This is a genomic window from Blastococcus sp. SYSU D00922, from assembly GCF_054050495.1.
In genome coordinates, this window is record NZ_JBJGZL010000009.1 from 145,138 (window position 1) to 161,159 (window position 16,022).

The 16,022-nt window shown below is 75.8% G+C and carries 17 protein-coding genes; 8 read left to right on the plus strand and 9 right to left on the minus strand.

The window, feature by feature from the left end; all coding sequences use genetic code 11:
* The first annotated feature begins 15 nt into the window (after window positions 1–15).
* Both hemE and hemG read left to right on the plus strand, forming a co-directional pair.
* On the plus strand, window positions 16–1,074 hold the full coding sequence (gene hemE / locus ACI78T_RS14605) for a uroporphyrinogen decarboxylase (protein ID WP_456558833.1): 1,059 nt from the start codon (window positions 16–18) through the stop codon (window positions 1,072–1,074).
* Window positions 1,071–2,438, plus strand: coding sequence for a protoporphyrinogen oxidase (gene hemG / locus ACI78T_RS14610; RefSeq protein ID WP_456558834.1), 1,368 nt, complete (start codon window positions 1,071–1,073; stop codon window positions 2,436–2,438). The genes hemE and hemG overlap by 4 nt, the downstream gene beginning before the upstream one ends.
* On the opposite strand, the gene ACI78T_RS14615 is transcribed toward hemG, so the two are convergent.
* Window positions 2,435–5,236, minus strand: coding sequence for an ATP-binding protein (locus ACI78T_RS14615; protein ID WP_456558835.1), 2,802 nt, complete (start codon window positions 5,234–5,236; stop codon window positions 2,435–2,437). The two genes, hemG and ACI78T_RS14615, sit on opposite strands and share 4 nt — an antisense overlap.
* 153 nt (window positions 5,237–5,389) lie before the next feature.
* Here ACI78T_RS14615 and ACI78T_RS14620 point away from each other — a divergent pair, with 153 nt between their 5' ends.
* The 3 genes from ACI78T_RS14620 (at window position 5,390) to hemQ (ending at window position 7,534) form a co-directional block, all read left to right on the plus strand.
* Window positions 5,390–5,917, plus strand: coding sequence for a hypothetical protein (locus ACI78T_RS14620; RefSeq protein WP_456558836.1), 528 nt, complete (start codon window positions 5,390–5,392; stop codon window positions 5,915–5,917).
* Entirely contained in the window at window positions 5,914–6,441 is a 528-nt protein-coding gene (locus tag ACI78T_RS14625; RefSeq protein ID WP_456558837.1) for a YceI family protein, read from the plus strand. The genes ACI78T_RS14620 and ACI78T_RS14625 overlap by 4 nt, the downstream gene beginning before the upstream one ends.
* Window positions 6,442–6,790: 349 nt before the next feature.
* Window positions 6,791–7,534: a hydrogen peroxide-dependent heme synthase gene (hemQ, locus tag ACI78T_RS14630; protein ID WP_456558838.1), complete on the plus strand. Its 744-nt coding sequence runs from the start codon at window positions 6,791–6,793 to the stop codon at window positions 7,532–7,534.
* 69 nt (window positions 7,535–7,603) lie between these two features.
* Here hemQ and msrB read toward each other — a convergent pair whose 3' ends face one another.
* From msrB to ACI78T_RS14645, 3 genes are read right to left on the minus strand one after another with little or no spacing between them, the layout of a single operon-like run.
* Window positions 7,604–8,023, minus strand: a complete 420-nt coding sequence (msrB, locus tag ACI78T_RS14635; RefSeq protein ID WP_456558839.1) for a peptide-methionine (R)-S-oxide reductase MsrB — start codon at window positions 8,021–8,023, stop codon at window positions 7,604–7,606.
* A 31-nt stretch (window positions 8,024–8,054) separates the two neighbouring features.
* On the minus strand, window positions 8,055–8,711 hold the full coding sequence (locus tag ACI78T_RS14640) for a response regulator (RefSeq protein ID WP_456558840.1): 657 nt from the start codon (window positions 8,709–8,711) through the stop codon (window positions 8,055–8,057).
* Window positions 8,708–10,828, minus strand: coding sequence for a sensor histidine kinase (locus ACI78T_RS14645; protein WP_456558841.1), 2,121 nt, complete (start codon window positions 10,826–10,828; stop codon window positions 8,708–8,710). The genes ACI78T_RS14640 and ACI78T_RS14645 overlap by 4 nt, the downstream gene beginning before the upstream one ends.
* A gap of 175 nt (window positions 10,829–11,003) precedes the next feature.
* On the opposite strand from ACI78T_RS14645, the gene ACI78T_RS14650 reads away from it, so the two are divergent.
* Together ACI78T_RS14650 and ACI78T_RS14655 are read left to right on the plus strand one after the other, a co-directional pair.
* Entirely contained in the window at window positions 11,004–11,645 is a 642-nt protein-coding gene (locus ACI78T_RS14650; RefSeq protein ID WP_456558842.1) for a hypothetical protein, read from the plus strand.
* 82 nt (window positions 11,646–11,727) lie between these two features.
* A complete protein-coding gene (locus ACI78T_RS14655; protein WP_456558843.1) occupies window positions 11,728–12,207 on the plus strand; it encodes a hypothetical protein in 480 nt (159 codons plus the stop codon).
* Window positions 12,208–12,273: 66 nt separating this feature from the next.
* Here the strand turns inward: ACI78T_RS14655 and ACI78T_RS14660 are convergent, their stop codons facing one another.
* Entirely contained in the window at window positions 12,274–12,477 is a 204-nt protein-coding gene (locus tag ACI78T_RS14660; RefSeq protein ID WP_040339721.1) for a cold-shock protein, read from the minus strand.
* 80 nt (window positions 12,478–12,557) lie between these two features.
* Window positions 12,558–13,217, minus strand: coding sequence for a GNAT family N-acetyltransferase (locus ACI78T_RS14665; protein WP_456558844.1), 660 nt, complete (start codon window positions 13,215–13,217; stop codon window positions 12,558–12,560).
* Window positions 13,218–13,380: 163 nt separating this feature from the next.
* On the opposite strand from ACI78T_RS14665, the gene ACI78T_RS14670 reads away from it, so the two are divergent.
* Window positions 13,381–13,602, plus strand: coding sequence for a hypothetical protein (locus ACI78T_RS14670; RefSeq protein ID WP_456558845.1), 222 nt, complete (start codon window positions 13,381–13,383; stop codon window positions 13,600–13,602).
* A gap of 1 nt (window position 13,603) precedes the next feature.
* Here ACI78T_RS14670 and ACI78T_RS14675 read toward each other — a convergent pair whose 3' ends face one another.
* The 3 genes from ACI78T_RS14675 to ACI78T_RS14685 form a co-directional block, all read right to left on the minus strand.
* Entirely contained in the window at window positions 13,604–14,005 is a 402-nt protein-coding gene (locus ACI78T_RS14675) for a hypothetical protein (RefSeq protein ID WP_456558846.1), read from the minus strand.
* 62 nt (window positions 14,006–14,067) lie between these two features.
* Window positions 14,068–15,276: a YncE family protein gene (locus ACI78T_RS14680; RefSeq protein WP_456558847.1), complete on the minus strand. Its 1,209-nt coding sequence runs from the start codon at window positions 15,274–15,276 to the stop codon at window positions 14,068–14,070.
* A gap of 222 nt (window positions 15,277–15,498) precedes the next feature.
* Window positions 15,499–16,022: flagellin (locus tag ACI78T_RS14685; RefSeq protein ID WP_456558848.1), on the minus strand; the 524-nt coding region annotated here is incomplete at its 5' end.

A 16,022-nucleotide genomic window follows, 5' to 3' on the forward strand; every position in this document is an offset into this window, starting at 1 on the left:
GGAGGATCGGCGGTCGTGAGTGCCGCCACCGACCCTGCCCGGGCGCTGCCGTCCGATTCCGACCTCGTGCGGGCCGCCCGCGGCCTGCCGGTGAGCCGGACGCCCGTGTGGTTCATGCGCCAGGCCGGGCGGTCGCTGCCGGAGTACCGGGAGCTGCGGGCCGGCACCGGGATGCTCGCCTCCTGCCAGGACCCCGATCTGGTCACCGAGATCACCCTGCAGCCGGTCCGCCGCCACCAGGTGGACGCCGCGATCCTCTTCTCCGACATCGTGCTCCCGCTGGTGGTCGCCGGTGTCGACATCGACATCAAGCCCGGGGTGGGCCCGGTCGTCGCGCAGCCGGTGCGCTCGGTGGCCGACGTCGACGCGCTGCCCCCGCTCGAGCCCGAGCGCCTGGCCTTCCTGGACACGGCGGTGCGGGCGCTTGTCGCCGAGCTGGGGCCGACGCCGCTCATCGGCTTCGCCGGCGCTCCGTTCACGCTGGCCACCTACCTCATCGAGGGCGGCCCGTCGAAGGAGCACGCCCGCACCAAGGCCTTCATGTACGCCGAGCCGGAGGCGTGGGCCCGGCTGCTCGACCGGCTCGCGGTCTCGGCCGCGACCTTCCTGCGGGCGCAGGTCGACGCGGGGGCCTCCGCGGTGCAGCTGTTCGACTCCTGGGCCGGCGTCCTCTCGGCCGCCGACTACGCCGAGCGGGTGCTGCCGCACTCCCGCGCGGTGTTCGACGGGCTGGGGGACCGCGACGTGCCGCGGATCCACTTCGGGGTCGGCACCGGCGAGCTGCTGCCGCTGATCGGCGACGCGGGCGCCGACGTCGTGGGCGTCGACTGGCGCGTGCCGCTCGACGAGGCGGCCCGCCGGGTGGGCCCGCAGCGCTCGCTGCAGGGCAACCTCGACCCGGCCGTGCTGCTCGCGGACCGGGGCACCGTCGACCGCGAGGTGCGCCGCGTGGTCGAGCAGGGCCGGGCCGCGCGCGGCCACATCTTCAACCTCGGCCACGGCGTGCTGCCCGAGACCGACCCCGATGTCCTGACCCACGTCGTCGAGCTGGTCCACGAGCTCTCGGCCCGATGAGCCGCCTCGTCGTCGTCGGCGCCGGGATCACCGGCCTGGCCGCCGCCTTCGAGTGGCGGCGGCGCCGTCCCGACGACGAGATCGTCGTCCTCGAGGCCGGCGACCGGATCGGCGGCAAGCTGCACCGGGTCGAGCTCGCCGGGCACTGGTACGACACCGGCCCCGAGGCGGTGCTCGCCCGCGTCCCCGAGGCCGTCCGGCTGATCGAGGACCTCGGGCTCGCCGACCGGCTGGTCGCGCCGGCCACCACCCAGGCGTCGGTCGTCCTGCCCGACGGCCGACACCCGCTGCCCGCGGGGACCGTCCTGGGCGTCCCGGCGTCGGCCGACGGCCTCGACGGCTTCCTCTCCCCGGACGGCGTCGCCCGCGTGCGGGCGGAGGCGGACCTGCCCCGGCTGGCCCTGGACGCCGACGTCGCGGTCGGCGGCCTGCTCCGCGAGCGGCTGGGCGACGAGGTCGTCGACCGGCTGGTCGAACCGCTGCTGGGCGGGGTCTACGCCGGCCGGGCCGACGAGCTGTCGCTGGCGGCGACGATGCCGGCGCTGGCGGCCCACCTGCCCGCCGCCGGCTCGGTGCTGGCCGCCGCCGCTGCCTCCCGGGAGGCGGGGGAGCGCAGCCGCGGCGACGCCGACGGGCCGGTCTTCGCGACGGTCGCCGACGGGATCGGCTCGCTGCCGGAGGCGCTGGTCCCGGCGTCCGGGGCCGTCGTCCGGCTGGGCACACCGGCGCACGCGCTGCGGCGGACGGCGGGCGGCTTCGAGCTGTCGGTCGGCCCGGCCGCGACGCCGGAGCTGCTCTCCGCCGACGCCGTCCTGGTGACCGCGCCGGCGCCCAAGGCCGCCCGGCTGCTGGCCGAGGTGGCGCCGGGCGCGGTGGAGCCGCTGCAGGGCATCCCGTACGCGTCGATGGCCGTCGTCGCCATGGCGTTCCCGGCGCAGGACGTCGACGCCGGATCGGGGCTGCTGGTCCCGCCGGTGACCGGGCGGCTGGTGAAGGGCGTGACCGTGTCGTCGGCGAAGTGGCCGCACCTTGCCGGGGGAGAGGCCTTGCTGGTCCGCTCGTCGGTGGGCCGGTTCCGCGACGAGTCGGAGCTGCAGCGGTCCGACGAGGACCTGACCCGCGCGGTGGTCGCCGACGTGGCGGAGCTGCTCGACCTCGACCGCCCCGAGCCGCTGGAGACCCGCGTCGTGCGCTGGGGTGGCGGGCTGCCGCAGTACCTGGTCGGCCACCCGGCACGCGTCGACGCCGTCCGCGCGGCCGTCAGCGCGGTGCCGGGGCTCGCCATCGCCGGGGCGGCCTTCCGCGGCGTGGGCGTGCCGGCCTGCATCCGCGACGCCCACCACGCGGTGGAGGCCTTGCTCTAGGGCGCGACCGTGCGCGTGGCGATCTGGGTCCGGTTGGCCAGGCCCAGCTTCGTCAGGATGTTGCGCACGTGGGTCTCCACCGTGCGGGCCGAGAGGAACAGCCGCTCGGCGATCTGGCGGTTGGTGAGCCCGGCGGCCACGAGCGCCGCGATCTCCCGCTCGCGGCTGGTGAGCGGGTCCGCCGCGCGGGCGGCCCGTCCTGCCTCCGTCACGAGGGCGGCCGCCCGCCGCTCGGGGCCGGGCATCCGCAGCCGCCGCGCCTCGGACAGCGCCGTCCGTGCCAGGCCGCCCACGCGCTCGGCCTCCCGGCCGGCGGCGAGCAGCGCCGCGGCCAGCCCGACCCGGTCGTTGACCGCGGCGGGCCGCGCCCCGGTGCGGGTGTCCGCCCGCAGGGCCTCCTCGAACCACCGGACCGCCTCGTCCCAGTCCCCGCGGACGGCGGCCAGCCGGCCGAGGAGGGCGTCGACGGAGCCGCAGCAGTAGACCCCGGCGCCGCCGGCGTCCATGCGGATGCCCGCCACGATGCCGGTCAGCGCCTCCGCGGCCCCGGTGTCGCGGAACTCCTCGACCAGCGGCACGAGGGTCTCGGCCACCCCCGCCGACTCCACGAAGTCGTGCTCGGCCACCCGCGGACGCAGCCGCGCGTACCGGGCGGCCGCCTCGTCGCGCCGGCCCGCGACCAGGGCCACGACCGCGCGGCTGGCCTGCACGATCGGCACGTCGTCGGCGAGGTCCATCAGCGCGAGGACCTCCGTGTCCAGCGCCTCGGCGTTCCCGGTGACCATCGCGTACTGGTACAGGAAGGCACCGGACATGCCGGCGGCCGACAGGTCCTGCGACAGCTCGGCGGAGCCCACCTCCCGCGCCTCCTCGTTGAGGGCGAGCGCCTGCTCGAACCTGCCGAACAGCGCCGCGACCGACGCGCGCAGCCGCAGGTCGTGCCACCGGACCAGCGGCAGCCGGGTGCGCCGTGCCAGCGCGGTGACGCGGGCGAGCTCGTCGTCGACCGTGGCCATGTCGCCGCCCTCCAGCGCGGCGTCGATCCGCCACTTCGCGCCCCACAGCTCTGCCAGCGGCTGCCCGGTGGTGGCGGCGTGCTCGATCGCCAGCAGGCCCAGCCGCATCCGCTCGTCCCGAGGAAGCGCGGTCGGGCTCGCCTTCATCCGGGCCCGGACCGCGTCCACGACCGCCTGGGGATCGCCGCTCTCCTCCGCCAGCGCGAGGGCCTGGGCGGAGGGCGCCGCCGCCGCGGCCAGCCGCCCGGCGTCGGCCAGCACGGAGGCGGTCTGGGCGAGCAGCCGCGCGTGCAGGGCGGGGCGCTCGGCGAGGGTGGGGTCGGCCAGTGCCCGCTCGCACATGCGGAGCACCGCAGGGGGGAAGCCCGGTGCGGCGACGTCCTGCACGGTGAGCGCAGCGGGGGCCAGGAGGTCGACCCGGCCGCACGCGGCGGCGGTCTCCGAGGCGGCGGTCGCGTGCTCGAGGCTCTCGCCGGACCGCCCGGCCCGGAACTCGGCGGTGGCCAGCTCCAGGAGCAGCTCCGCGCGATCCGCCGGGTCCAGGCCGGCGCGATCGGCGGCGGCCAGCGCCATCCCCAGGAAGCGGGCCGCCTCGTCGAAGGCCAGCGAGCGGGTCGCCGCGCCGGCCGCCCGCCGTGCCCAGGACGCCGCCCGGAGCAGCGCCGCGGGTTCCGACGCCGCGCGCAGCCAGTGCCCGGCCACGAGACCGGCGGCGCTGTCGTCGTCCGCGGCCGGCTGCTCCAGGGCCGTCGCCGCACGGCGGTGCAGCTCCTCCCGGGCGCTGGGCGCGAGGTCGGCGTAGATCGCGTCGCGCACCACGGCGTGCGCGAACCGACGCCGGCCCGGCAGGTCCGGCACCGCCGCCAGCACGCCGGCGCGCACCGCGGCGTCCAGCCCGTCGCCCACCTCCTCGACCGGGCGGCCGGTGACGAGGGCCAGCCGTCCCGCGTCCACCTCCTCGCCCAGGACCGCGGCGGTGTCCAGGAGGTCGAGGACCGGCGGAGGCAGCTCGGTCAGCGTCGTCCGCACGAGGTGCCGCAGCTCGGCGTCCCCGTCCGCCGTCCCGGTCGCCGAGGCCCGTGCGACGGCCCGCAGGTAGAGCGGGTTCCCGCCGCTGCGCCGGTGTGCGGCGCGGACGGTCTCCGCCGGAGCGCCCGGCAGGAACGCCCGGACGTCGTCCTCCGTCAGCGGGGCGAGCCGCAGCGTGCGGGTGGTGGGCCACCGCAGCAGCTCGGGGAGCGTGGCGTCCAGGGCGCGCACGCCGGCCCCGGCCGCCGGGTCGCGGTACGTGCCCACCACCAGCAGCCGGGATTCCCGCAGCTCGCCGGCCAGGTGGCGCAGCAGCCGCAGCGAGGTCTCGTCGGCCCAGTGCAGGTCCTCGAGGACGACGACGAGGCCGTCGTCCGCCGCCGCGTCGACCAGCGCCTCGCTCGCCGTCGCGACCAGCTGGAAGCGGGCGGCATCCGCGTCGGCGGGCGCCTCGGACGGCAGTTCCAGGCCGGCCACGGCTGCCCGGACCGCGGGGAGGGAGCGCACCACCCGGCGCCACGGCCACAGCGGCGGGGCGCCGGGGTCGTCGACGCAGCGCCCCCAGGCGACGGCGGGCGCGGCGCGCACGGCCTCCTCCACCGTGCGGGTCTTGCCGATGCCGGCCGGGCCGCAGAGCAGCAGCAGCCCGCCGCGCCCGTCCGAGGCCGCGGCTATGCCCGCCGCCAGCTCGGCGAGCTCGGCGGTGCGGCCGACGAAGGGAGCGCCGTCGGGAGGCGCGGTGGCCGTCGCCACGGCGCGCAGTATCCACGCCCGCAGCCCTCCTGCGTACCGGGTTCTCAGTGGTGGATCCCCGTGGTTCCACGGATGTCCGGGGTCCGCCGCCGCCGGATCGTTCCCCGCGACGGGGCCGGACGGGCCGGTCCCACCGACACGAGGAGCACTCCCGTGCATGCCACGATCCACACCCACCGGCGTCCCGGGGACGCCGTCGCCGGTCCGCCCGACGCCATCGGGGCGGTCGTCGTCGACCACCTGGACGATGACGAGCGCACCGTCGTCATCCTCTGGCCGGACGAGGCGCAGGCCCCGGCCGGCACCCGCACCTACCGCATGGCCGACCGCATGGACGGGACGGCCGCCGGGCGGGCCCCGCTGTTCGCCCAGATCACCTGGCTCAACGGCAGCGGGGACCCCGCCGTCGCGCAGGCGGCCGAGCGGGGCGGGCGGGAACGCATCCACCCGGCCGTCCGGGACGTCGGCGGGCTGGTCGGCGTGCTGGTGTTCCGCAGCGCGGACGAGCGCATCGTCGTGGTCGGGCTGGCCACCGCGGTGGAGACCCTCGACGAGGTGCGCGACCGCATCCGGCGCACCGACCTGCTGCCCGGCGAGGACCCGGAGCTGCTGCCGGGCGCCGACCGCGTCGCCCTCGGCCGCGTCGTGCGCGCCGACGTCCCGGCGGAGGTGCGGTCGTGACCGCCCAGCTGCGGTCCCCGCTCGTCGCCGCCGGCACGTGGGCCGTGTCGGACAGCCGGACGCGGGTGACCTTCGCCGTCCGCAACCTGGGGGCGACCGTGCACGGGGCGATCGCCTGCAGCTGGGGCGAGGTGGAGGTGGGGGACGACGCGACGCCGCGCTGGGCCGTGGGAGAGATGGACCTGCGGAGCATCGACACCGGCATCCGCCGGCGGGACACCGACCTGCGCAAGCCCTGGCTGCTCGACATCGACCGGCACCCGGCGATGACCTGGTCCGCCGACCGGTTCCGGCAGCGGGACGACGGCAGCTGGACCGCCGAGGGCGCGCTGCACGTGCGCGGCACGTCGGCGCCGCTGCCGGTGACGGCGACGGCGGAGTTCCGGCCGGACGGCTGGCTGCGCGTCCGGGCGCACGGCACCCTCGACCGGACGGCGGTGGGCATCCGGGCGCCGCGCTTGCTCATCGGCCGGGTCGTCGAGATCGACGTCGACGCGTGGCTGAGCCGCAGCCACCCCGGGTGAGGTCCGGCCCGTGGTGGCCCACACCACCACGGGCACGGGCATCCGGGAGGGCGTCCCGGTGTTGAGGGAGGCGTGAGTTCGCTCCACCGGAACCAGGCCCCTGTCCAGTTCTCCCGCCACGCCCGCTGCCTGCGCCACCACGTGTGGATGGCCGCCTGCGACGACTGCCGCGACGCCCGCACCGCACGGCTGGAGCGCGAACGGGAAACCAACCGGGCGGCAGGCTGACCCCGCCGTCCACCCGCACCGTCACTCAGGCCCTTCCCGACCGGCTCGGGAAGGGCCTTCGTGCGTCCGGGGCACCGAGGGTGTGCACGGGCACACCGCCGGCGCGAGGAACAATGGCCGCATGAGCGAGCAGCAGACCGGGGAACAGGCCGCGGAGCAGGTCGGGCAGCGCAGCATCGGCAAGCGGGCGAACGAGCTCAACGCCACTATCCGCTACACGATGTGGTCGGTGTTCCGGCTCGCCCGGCCCCTGGCGGACGAGGCCCGGACCGCGGCCGCCGACGAGCTCTCCGCGCTGGTCGACGAGCTCGCCGGCAAGGACGTCGTCGTGCGCGGCACCTACGACGTCGCGGGCTTCCGCGCCGACGCCGACGTCATGGTCTGGTGGCACGCCTCCTCGGCCGAGGCGCTGCAGGAGGCCTACACCCGGCTGCGCCGCACGGCCGTGGGCCGGCACCTCGAGCCGGTGTGGTCGCAGATGGCGCTGCACCGGCCGGCCGAGTTCAACCGCAGCCACATCCCGGCGTTCCTCGCCGACGAGGAGCCGCGCCAGTTCATCTGCGTCTACCCGTTCGTGCGCTCCTACGAGTGGTACCTGCTGCCCGACGAGGAGCGGCGCGACATGCTCAAGGAGCACGGGATGCAGGCGCGCCCGTACCCGGACGTGCGGGCCAACACGGTCGCCGCGTTCGCGCTGGGTGACTACGAGTGGATGCTGGCCTTCGAGGCCGACGAGCTGCACCGCATCGTCGACCTCATGCGCGACCTGCGGGCCAGCCGCGCCCGGCGGCACGTCCGCGAGGAGGTGCCGTTCTACACCGGCGTGCGCAAGCCGATCGCCGAGCTGGTCCGCGACCTGGCCTGATCCCGCCCGGATGCGGATGAGGGCGGCTACCGGAGTTCCGGTAGCCGCCCTCGTGCGTCTCGGAGCGGGTCACTCCGCCGGCTGGAGCCGGATCGAGACGCTGTTGATGCAGTAGCGGTCGCCGGTGGGCGTCTGCGGGGCGTCGTCGAACAGGTGGCCCAGGTGGCTGTGGCAGGTGGCGCACAGCACCTCGGTGCGGACCATCCCGTAGCTGCGGTCCTCGCGGAGGATCACGTTGTCCTCGGCCGACGCCTCGTAGAACGAGGGCCAACCGCAGTGCGAGTCGAACTTCGTCTCCGACCGGAACAGCTCGGCGCCGCACGCGCGGCACTCGTAGACGCCGACGGTCTTGGTGTCGACGTACTCACCGGTCCAGGCGCGCTCGGTGCCCGCCTGCCGGAGCACCGCGTACTCCTCGGGCGAGAGCTGGGCTCGCCACTCCTCGTCGGTCTTCTGCACCTTCGGCTGCTGCGAAGCGGACGTCGTCATGCCTCCACGGTACGAGGGCGCCGCCACCCGATCAGCGGCCGAGGCCGGCCTCCCGTGCCCGCACGATCGCCTGCGCGCGGTCGGTGACCTGCAGCTTGGTCAGCACGTTCGAGACGTTGTTCCGCACCGTCTTCGGCGAGAGGTACAGCGCCGCCGCGATCTGGGCGTTCGAGCGGCCGGCGGCGACGAGGTCGAGCACCTCCCGCTCCCGGGCGGTCAGCTGCGGGAAGGCGGTCTCCGGCCCGGCCGGGCCCGCGGCGAAGAACTGGGCGATGCGCCGGGCGAGCGCCGCGCCGAACACGGCGCCGCCACCGGCGACCGTCGTGATCGCGCGCACGACCTCCTCCTGGTCGGCGCCCTTGAGGAGGTAGCCGCGGGCGCCCGCGCGAACGGCGGCGAAGACCGTGCCGTCGTCCTCGCTCATGGTGAGGACGACGACGCCCACGGACGGCGACGCCGAGGTGATCCGCCGGGTCGCCTCGATGCCGTCGATGCCCGGCATCTGCACGTCCATGACGACGACGTCGGGCTGCTCCTCGAGCGCCACGGCCACCGCCGCCTCCCCGTCGGCGGCCGTGCCCACCACCGCCACCCCCGGGACCGACCCGAGCAGCATGGCCAAGCCGTCGCGGTACACCGGGTGGTCGTCGACCACCACGACGCGCAGTGGCTCCTCCGGCTCGCTCACCGTGCTCCTCCCGCTCCGACGGGCAGGACCGCCCGCACCACCGTCCCGCCGTCGGGCGGGCACTCGACCGTGCACCGGCCACCCAGCTCGGCGGCGCGCTCGCGCAGCGACACCAGGCCGACCCCCGCGGGAGCCGCCGGGTCGATGCCCACGCCGTCGTCGGCGACGGTGACCACCAGCGCCCCGTCGCTCCGGGCGAGCGTCACCTCGACCCGCTCGGCGGAGGCGTGCCGGGCCGCGTTGGCCAGGGCCTCCGACGCGATGCGGTAGCCGGCGACCTCGACCGCGGCCGGCAACGCGTCCACGCCCGGCGCGCCGTCGACGGTCACGGCGACCCGCGGGTCCAGCAGCCGTTCCGCCTGCTGGCGCACCGCCGCGGTCAGCCCCACGTCGTCGAGGGCGGGCGGGCGCAGGTCGTGCACCAGCCGGCGGACGTCGGCGAGGGCCGCCGCGACGTCGTCCCGGGCCTGCTGCAGCAGCTGGTCGGCCTCGCCGGCGCGGCCGGCCGTCGCGAGGTTGCGCGCGGTGTCGATGCGCAGGACGACCGCGCCCAGGCTCGGTCCCAGCCCGTCGTGCAGGTCGCGGCGCAGGCGGCGCCGCTCCTCCTCGCGGGCGGTCACCAGCTCGCCGCGGCTGGCCTGCAGCTGGGCGGCGAGGGAGTCGGCGCGGGCGGCGGCGGCGGCCTGGCGGACGACGTCGGCGAGCAGCCGCTCGTCGCCGGTGACCAGCTGGGCGCGCACGCCCTGGGCCGGCAGCAGGAGGCGGCCGACCTCCTCGCCGCGGTAGGCGATGGGCAGCGACTGCACCTCGGCGGGGCGCCGCCCGTGCTCGGCGACCAGCCGGTCACCCCGGGCGAACTCGACCTCGACGCCGACGTACGGGGAGCGAAAGGCCTGGGCCACCGCTGCCGCCACCGCGGTCAGCTGCTCCTCCGCGCCGCCGGAGCGCTCCAGCCGCTCGGCCAGGCCGGCGACGACGCGGTAGGGGTCCTCGCGCTCGCCCAGGACCCAGCGGCGGACGATCCGCCACAGCGCCCCGCGCAGCGGCACGTACACGCACGCGACGACGACGAGCGTGACCACGAGGGCGTTCTGCTCGCCGAACGGGTTCCCGAGCAGGGCCCCCGCAGCGGCCAGCACGAGGAGGTCGACGACGACGACCCCCGCGGCGAGCCCGCCGTAGACGAGGGTGCGGCCCAGGAGCCGGTCGATGTCGAAGGCGCGGGGACGCAGGATGCCGATGGTGACGGCCAGGCCCGTCAGCCCCACGGCGACGGCGAGGTCGAGGCTGGCGGTGGAGGTGGGGAAGACGAGCGCGGCCAGCATGACCAGCGCGTCGACCACCCCGGCCCACAGCAGCCAGCGCATCCGGCGCCGGTCGTCGCCGGACGCCGCGCGCAGCCGGTGACCCACCACGGCGAGCGGCAGCAGGATGCCCAGCGCGACGAGCGGGAAGGCCACCTGCAGCAGCGGCAACAGCAGCCATTCGGGCAGCGGGAGGCTGGTCAGGTCCAGGTCGAGCCGGTCGTAGACGGCCGGGGTGCCGCTGCCGGCTCGCCGGTCGGCGATCTCGGACGGCGTGATCAGGAGCAGCACGGGCAGCAGGGCCGAGCAGGCGAGCGCTGCCAGCGACACGGTGCGCCACCGGCCGGTGGGCAGCCGGCCGTCGGGGTAGAGCAGCAGGAGCAGCGGCAGGCCGAGGAGCAGCCACGCACCCACTCTTCCCACGAACCAGAAGGAGAGAGAGGCGCCGGGCAGCGGCGGATCGCTCTGTACCGCGTAGGTGAGCCAGGACGACGCCAGGGCGTCGACGGCCCAGAACAGGCCGGTCCCGGCGACCACCCAGGAGACGGCGTTGCGCGGGGCGCGCTGCACCAGCAGGCCGCCCGGGAGGGCGAGGAGCAACCCCGACAGGCCGATCATCCATCCCGGCCCGGCCTCGGCCGCCGCGCGCGCCGACTCCGGCGTGATCGCGTCCAGGACGGCGCTGCCCACCACTGCGGCCACCGTGGCGGCGGCCGCCACCCAGCCGAGCGCGGGCACCACGCGGGAGCGCGACGACCGGCCCGGCGGGACGACCGCGGGCACCGGTCCGGGGCTGCGCTCCTCGACCTCCACGCGCGGATCATGCCGGGACCGGCGTCCCGGCCGACAGAGGCACGGTGTCCCGACCAGGTCGGGACACCCCTCGGGTGAGCCGGTGCGCCGGCGCCCTGGCTGCCCGGGACGCCGGACCGGGAGCGTTTCGGTCGTCGCGGTGCACCCGGCGCCGCCCCCGCTCCTCGGAGGAACCGTGTCCATCAACACCAGCCCGCCGTCCGCCCGCACCGACGCCCGTCCCGTCCCGACCGCGCCCGCCGCGGAGGTGACGAAGCTCGTGCGGTTCGGCGGCGTGGCGATGGCCGTCGGCGCGGCGTCGTGGGCCGTCGGCTCGATGCTCACCTACGACGTGGGAACGGGGGAGGAGTACCCGCTCGCCTACAAGGCGAGCTCGCTGCTGTTCCAGCTCGGCCTGGTCGCGCTGGTCGCGGTGCAGCTGCGCACCCAGGCGACGGGGACCGGCCGGCTGGCCCGAGGCTTCCTGCACGCCGAGCACGTCATGCTCGGGCTGGCGATCGCCTCGTCGGTCCAGTGGATGGTCGCACCCGAGGTGTCGGAGCAGGTGTTCTGGCTGGCGCTGGACGCCTTCTGGCCGCTGTCGATGCTCGGCATGGCCGCGATCGGCATCCGCATCGCGATCGCCGGCCGGTGGCGCGGTGCCGCCCGGGTGTGGCCGGCGATCGCCGAGACCTGGGTGCTCGTCATGTTCCCGGCGATGGCGCTGGTCAGCGACGAGGCGACGTCCTTCGTCAGCGGCGGTCACCTGCTGCTCGGCTACACGACCCTCGGCCTGATCCTGGCCGTCCGGCCGGACCTGACCGGAGCTCGCCGCTGACGGCGGGCTCCCCGCGGCGCCCCGCCCCCTGCCCCCGGGACGGGGCGCCGACCCGTCGGCGGAGCCGGGGCAGACTGGGGGAGTGACCACCCCCGATCCCACCGCCCCGGGCGATCTGCTGCCCGACGTCTGGTTCACCCGCGACCTGCCCGTCCTCCGGGCGATCGCCCGGCTGGTCGACGAGCCCAAGCACGGCGGCGCCCCCTACCTGCTGGGCTCCGTGGTGCCGGCGAGCGGGCTGCCCAAGGCCGAGGTGGTCGCCGCGGCCAAGGCGCTGGCGTCGTGCGGCTACATCGAGCCGCTGACCAACCACGCGGGCGACATCGTCCGCATCACCGGCATCTCGGCGGAGGCCCGGCGGCTGGCCGGTCTCTGGCCGACGCCGCAGAGCGAGTGGGAGCGGCTCGGTCAGCAGCTGGCGGCCCGCGCCGCCAACGCGCCCACCGACGTCGAGCGGGCCCGGTGGCAGGCGTTCGCCGACGCCGCGGCCGCGGTCGGTGAGCACGACGGCGCGCTGCTCATGTCGGCGCTGATCGGCGGGTACGTGCCGCGCGCCCGCTGAGGCCCCCCAGCAACGACAGCGCCCCCGCCCGGAGAACCGGACGGGGGCGCTGTGCTGATCAGGTGATCAGAGCGGCGTGACGTTCGCAGCCTGCGGGCCCTTCTGGCCCTGCTCGATGTCGAACGCGATCCGCTGGCCTTCATCGAGCGAGCGGTACCCGCTGGTCTGGATGGCCGAGTAGTGGACGAAGACGTCCGGTCCGCCACCGTCGGGGGTGGCGAAGCCGAACCCCTTCTCAGCGTTGAACCACTTCACTGTTCCTTCGGGCATTGCTCGCTCCTAGCTGTGGTGGTGCATCGGGGTCCTGCCATAGCGCAGGGCCTTCCCGATGGGCCAACACTAGCCGTAGATCACCCGTTGGGAACAGGTGCGGTCGCTTCGTGACCTGCGGTTCGTCCCAGCCGACGCCGGAGGCCGTCGCGGACTGCGGGCCACTCGGCCGCGACGACCGAGTAGTAGGCGCTGTCGCGGATCGTCCCGTCGCTCGCCGTGGTGTGCGCCCGGCGGATCCCCTCGAACCGGGCGCCGAGGCGCTCGATCGCCGTCCGCGACCGCTGGTTGCGGGCGTCGGTCTTCAGCGTCACCCGCAGCACCTGCCACACGTCGAAGGCGTGGCCCAGCAGCAGCAGCTTGACCTCGGTGTTCAGCGGGGTGCGCTGGGCCGACGCCGAGTACCAGGTGCTGCCGATCTCGAGGACGCTCGGCGGCCGGTCGTCGTCGGGCAGGACGACGCCGGGGACACCGAGCACCTCCAGGTCGAGGAACCGGGTCGAGCCCACCACCGCTTCGTCGCGGGTCCGGACGACGGCGAAGGGCAGCACCTGCCCGCCGGCCTGCTCCGCCAGCGCCGTCCCGACGTATGCGGCCGAATCGGCGGGGCCGTCGGGCACGCGGGTGAACGCGTAGCTGCCGCGGTCCTCCGCGGCCGCCGCGGCGAGCCCGGGCACGTGCGCGGAGGTCAGCGGCTCGAGGCGGACGTGCTCGCCCGTCAGCCGGATCGGGGAGAGCATGCCGACGATCCAAGCACCCAGAGCCGCGGGATCGGGTCGCCCGGCCGGACGGTCCGGTCTTGCGGAATTCGTGCGGCTCCCTCGGGACTGACCTGCGGTGCGGCCCGCAGAGTCGGAGCAGCCGGGAGGGACCCGGCGCCCGACCGAGCCAGGAGATGCCGTCATGGAGACCGCAGTCGCCACCACCACCGCCCCGTTCGCCCTGCGTGACGTGGAGGACCTGCACGACGCCGACCTCGACGGCGTGCTGGCGGACGCGCTCCTGGACGCCGGTGTCGCCGTGGCGTCGGCCGGCGCCGTGGCCGGGCTGGTGGGCCGGCGCGGGGACGACGCGGTGTCCGCGCACACGCTGAGCTCCCGCGCGCTGTTCCTCGCCCTGCTCTGAGTCAGAGCAGCGTGCCGTCGTCCTTCGGGAAGCGGTGCCCGCCGAAGGAGTACGGGTTCCCCGTCCAGGACTTCTTCCTCGGCTCCTCCACGCGCTCGGCCGTGACGGCCAGCGGCTGCGGGCGCCACGCGTAGGTCCGGACCGGCCCGTCGTCCCAGATCTCGGCGTCGACGACGTGCGTCCGCTGCGCCAGCCACGCGGTCACCGCGGGCCCCCAGCGCTTGCGGCCCAGGTCGACGGCCAGGAGGACGGCGGCGCAGACGGCCACCGCGAGGAGGGCATCGGTCACCGCGGTGGCCACGTCCAGCCCCGAGACGTCGGCCCACCCGACCTGCTCGAGCTGGTGCCCGACCATCTCCAGGACGACGTACAGCACGCCGTAGACCACGAACGGGACCCTCACCCGCAAGGGATCGACCGCGCGGCCGGGTGGCTGGACCGCGCCTCACCCCTCCGGGTGAGCGGTCAGCGGGTGACGCCGGTGTGCCCCAGCGAGTAGCGGCCCGGCTGCGGCCAGACGCAGAGGCCGTGCGGCCCCTCGGCGACCGGGATGCGGGCGAGCAGCGAGCCGTCGGCCGTGGAGATCACGTACACCTCGGCGTCGTAGCGGCCGGAGAGCCACAGCTGGCTGCCGTCGGCGGTGACGCCGCCCATGTCGGGGCTCGACGGCCCGGGCAGGGTCCACTTCGTGATCGGTGCGCCGGTGTTGGCCTCCAGCACGCTGACGCTGTTGTCGCGCCGGTTGGTGACGTACAGCTGGGTCGCGTCCCGGCTGAGGTACAGGCCGTGCGCCCCCGGGCCGGTGCGCAGCTCGCCGATCACCTGCGTGGCCGCACCGTCGAGGACCCAGACGCTGCCCTGGTCGGAGTCGGCGACGTAGAAGCGCGAGCCGTCGGGGGCCAGCTTCACGTCCTGCGGACCCATGTGCGTGTGCATGACCGGCATGTCGATCATCCGCACGAGGGTGCGCGAGGGGACGTCGACCACCGCGACCCGGCCGGCGAACTCGCAGCTGAAGACGGCGGTCCGCCCGTCGGGGGTGAAGTCGGCGTGGTCGACGCCGGCGCAGTCGGAGAGGACCAGGCGGGTCTGCTCCTGCCACGTGTGCGGGTCGTAGAAGACCAGCGAGCGGCGGGCCTCCGCCACGGAGATCGCCGCCGCCCCGTCGGGCGTGAAGTACATGTTGTAGGGGTCGTCCACGGGGATCCGCGGCCCGGGGCGGCCGGTCACCGGGTCGATCGGCGTGACCGTGTTGCCGATGTCGTCGGTGGCGTACAGCGTCGCCATGTCCCAGGACGGGACGACGTGCTGGATCTCGAGACCCGCCGGGAAGCGGTCGACCACGGCGAACGTGGCCGGGTCGATCACCCACACCTCGCCGCTGTTGTGCGGCACGTACACCAGCGGCCGCGCGGCGCGGGCCGCCGCGCTGAGCATCCCCGCGCCGGTGTCGGAGTAGACGTTGCGGGCGTCGGAGACCGGGGGCATGCCGGGCAGCTGGTTCGGCACGGCGGGCGTCGTCGGGGTGGGCGTCGGGGGCGCCTCGGACGTCGTCGCGCCCGACGCCGTGTGGCCGGAGTGCTCGCCCGCGGCCTCGTCCTCGGCCGCCGGCGTGCAGGCGGCCAGCAGGGCCAGGACGGCGCCGGCCGCCAGCGCGGCCCCCTTCGACCTCACCCGCGCCATCCTGCTGCACGGGACGGTCTCGGTCACCCGTCCCGTGCGCGGCCGGCGATCGCCCGGGCGCCCGCTTGCGGCGCACCGCAGGGGCGCGCCCGGCACCTTCCGCGCATCGCGGGAGGCGATGAAGGCTACCGGGACGGCAGAGGGGGAGGGGGCCGATGGCCCCCTCCCCCTCGTGGGTCGCGACGACGTGCTGTCGCTAGCTCTGCTCGCCGATCAGCGGAGCAGCGACAGGACGCCCTGCGAGGCCTGGTTGGCCTGCGCGAGCATCGAGGTGCCGGCCTGGGACAGGATCTGGTTCCGGGTGAACTGGACCATCTCCTGCGCCATGTCGGCGTCACGGATGCGGCTCTCCGAGGCGGTGAGGTTCTCCACCGCGACGTTGAGGTTGTTGATCGTGTGGTCGAACCGGTTCTGGATGGCACCCAGGTCGGCACGCGTGGTCGACACCGTCTTGATGGCGTTGTCCAGGGCGGTGATGGCCGACGTGGCACCGCTGGCGGCGGAGAACGTCGGGGTGGCCTTGGCGATCGAGGCGGCGGTGCCGTCGATCGAACCGGCGGCGTCGGTGTAACCGGCGGTGTTGACCGGAGCGGTGAAGGTCAGCACGCCGGCCGCGTGGCTGAACGGGTTGACCGTGCTGGCCAGACCGAACGCGGCCTGGGCGGCCTTGTTCAGCGCGGCGAGGTGCTGGGTGTCGGAACCGACGGTGGCCGCGTTGTTGTCGTTGTCGACGTTGG

Coding starts and splice junctions, on each gene's coding strand:
- msrB (WP_456558839.1), bottom strand. CDS start 8,023: ATGACGACGTCCGCTTCGCAGCAGCCGAAGGTGCAGAAGACCGACGAG.
- hemG (WP_456558834.1), top strand. CDS start 1,071: ATGAGCCGCCTCGTCGTCGTCGGCGCCGGGATCACCGGCCTGGCCGCC.
- ACI78T_RS14670 (WP_456558845.1), top strand. CDS start 13,381: ATGGAGACCGCAGTCGCCACCACCACCGCCCCGTTCGCCCTGCGTGAC.
- ACI78T_RS14665 (WP_456558844.1), bottom strand. CDS start 13,217: ATGCTCTCCCCGATCCGGCTGACGGGCGAGCACGTCCGCCTCGAGCCG.
- ACI78T_RS14660 (WP_040339721.1), bottom strand. CDS start 12,477: ATGCCCGAAGGAACAGTGAAGTGGTTCAACGCTGAGAAGGGGTTCGGC.
- hemQ (WP_456558838.1), top strand. CDS start 6,791: ATGAGCGAGCAGCAGACCGGGGAACAGGCCGCGGAGCAGGTCGGGCAG.